Raw genomic sequence first — 2,519 nt, forward strand, 5'->3', positions numbered from 1 at the left:
AGGCATACGATTTAATGCGCAACATCGACAGCAAGAGGACGTAGATGGCTGGTAATGCCCGCGCTAAAAGGATACTTTTCCCTTTAGGGGAAAAGGAACTCTCTTCTGTTCAGGAAAGGCTGTTGCATATTCCATCGAGGCTTGCAAAATCCGGCTTCAGTGTTGACATAGTTACCTACAAAAAGGATTTATACGAGAAGGCGGAGTCTTTTTTTAAGGATGCTGCCAATATAACCCTCAAGCTCATGAAGTCTATGCCTCTCGTATGGCCTCCTCATCAGAGAGACGATTTTGTCAAGATATTCATAAGACATACTTTTGATCTGTATATGCCGGGAACAGATATGAAATACTGGAAGACAGCGGCATTTGACGACTTCAGGGGACATGTTTCTTCTCATGCCTTTTCCGGACTTGAAGGCAGCTATGACCTGCTGCTTATGCCGATACCCTCAAGTGATGAGCCCCCTTCTACGGACTGCGATGTCTTTTATTCAACGGTTGTTTTTTTTGCGAAAGAAAATAATATTGCTACGGCTGGCATACAGATATATCCTATTTCACATACCCCGCTAATCTTTCTGAGGTCATTTGACTATTTTATAGTAAAAGAGACATTCGAAAAAGAGTATTATGTTAATCACGGCATAGGAGAGGACAGGATTTTTGTGCTCGATGCCCACGAAGAAAATTATTGTCTATCCACGGTAGAGGACACATACAAGAATCTTATGTTCAGCGACCAGATATCGATTGAGAGGGATGAGATAGGCGTCTTGATCGTGAATCATTCGAGATTCAGGCCGCAGATAAAAGAGATAATAGAGGCATTGTCAGAGTTGAATATAAAGAAGTCTGTTTTTTTCCAGAAGCGTGGATACCATATCAGGGAGCTTTCAGAAGACCAGATAGTCGATGAACTGATAAGGCCGGCTCTTGCAAAGGCCAGAGGAAAACATTATATTGTTCAGGAGGGGGCGCTTGTAAAGGTCCTTATGCCGTGCGATGTAATCATAGCCCCTGTGTATATAATCCCGCTCAGTTTTGCCGTCCAGCATGACAAATGCGCAATAGTCTATAACCCATTAAAAAAGGCGATGCAATTTCAGGACGGCGTCTTATTTTTAAACAACAAAAAGTCGATTATGGATACGGTCATGGCTTACTTTGAGAGAAAACAGAAACTCACTTATATAAGTGATATCGTCAAGAGGATAACCGGATGAAGCTTAAAGGCAAGAAGATAGCGTGTTTTGTTGCTTTGCCTCACCATACGAGGTTTCTGCTGCCACTTGCAGAGGCCTCAAAGAAATACGGCGCAAATGTGATCTTTTTCCTTACAATGTCCGATTACCCCTTTGAAAGAGACCTTGTCAAAAACAAGGTGGCCTACAAATACCTGAATAATTACATGGATGACGAAGGCAGGGAGAAGCTCGAGAAATCGTATGACATGTTTATGGAGGAATGGGTCAAGAGATGTTTCTCATGGGATGGATTCAGACACTGGAGCTTACTGGAGCAGGAGAGGCTGTTAAGCACATGCTTTGAGGAATACTTTTGTCTTGAAGAGTTTATAAAAAAAGAGAAGCCTGACATTTTTCTTGCCCTGCATGAGCGCAACAGGTGGGGGAAGCTCATAGGTCATTTATCAAACAAATACGGCATCCCCTTTGTTACAATGCAGGAAGGGGATTACCATGAAAGCCGTTTAAGCTTTAGCGCTCATACAGAATATTCCACTGCCGACCTCTTATGGGGCGAAGCAACAATGAATATGCTGGTGTCCCACAAATGCTCCGCGGATAAGATAGTCCTTGTGGGCAATACACATCTCGACAATGCAAAGAGGATGTATTCCGAACCTGTTAGAAAAAAGCAGATTAAGGCTGAACTGGAAATACCGGAGGGCAAGAAGGTTCTTCTCTTTCTGGTTGACCTCGAGTGGGGGGCGATAATAGACGGCGTTGCATGGGAGAAATTCCTTGACGGGCTCAGCGATGATATAGTTGTTGTCTTTAAATGGCATCCGAATATAATGCGCGGCAGTTATCTGAAGATAGAGGAGCGCATAAAAGAACGGGCGCCCTCGGCAATTGTGCTTTATACTTACGACCCTTATGCCCTCCTTGCGGTTGCGGACTATTGCGTTACACTCGGAAAGACAACCCTTGCCCTTGAGGCCGTTGCATTCGGCAAGCCTCTGTTTGCAATTCCGAGCAGGGATGGAACAAAGGACTACTATGTGCAGATGGGGGTTGCTCAATCGGTGTTTCCTCCCGGAAACTGGACAAATTTATATAACACAATAGAAAATGGAATCCCTGATGATATAAATAAAAATGTTGAAAAGTATTTAAGGAAATCGTTTTACAGGCTTGATGGAAAGGCTGTTGACAGGGCGCTTGAAGTAATAAGCTATATTCTCGAATGCAGGCAGGATAAGGCAAAGGGCAAAGGGCAAAAGGCAAAGGGCAAAGAAAAAGATTATATTCCAGAGAGAGTTAGCTTTATTATCC

2 protein-coding genes are annotated in these 2,519 nt (G+C 43.5%); both read left to right on the plus strand.

From position 1 onward, the window contains the following. The first annotated feature begins 44 nt into the window (after nucleotides 1–44). Nucleotides 45–1,226 carry a hypothetical protein gene (locus tag V7L97_RS12170; RefSeq protein WP_333656361.1) on the plus strand — a complete coding sequence of 394 codons (1,182 nt, stop codon included), beginning with the start codon at nucleotides 45–47 and terminating at the stop codon, nucleotides 1,224–1,226. Then, the coding region (locus V7L97_RS12175; RefSeq protein ID WP_333656363.1) for a hypothetical protein at nucleotides 1,223–2,519 on the plus strand (1,297 nt) is incomplete at its 3' end. The genes V7L97_RS12170 and V7L97_RS12175, both read left to right, overlap by 4 nt.

This window comes from Dissulfurispira sp. (genome assembly GCF_036745535.1).
In the GTDB taxonomy this organism is placed as follows: domain Bacteria; phylum Nitrospirota; class Thermodesulfovibrionia; order Thermodesulfovibrionales; family Dissulfurispiraceae; genus Dissulfurispira.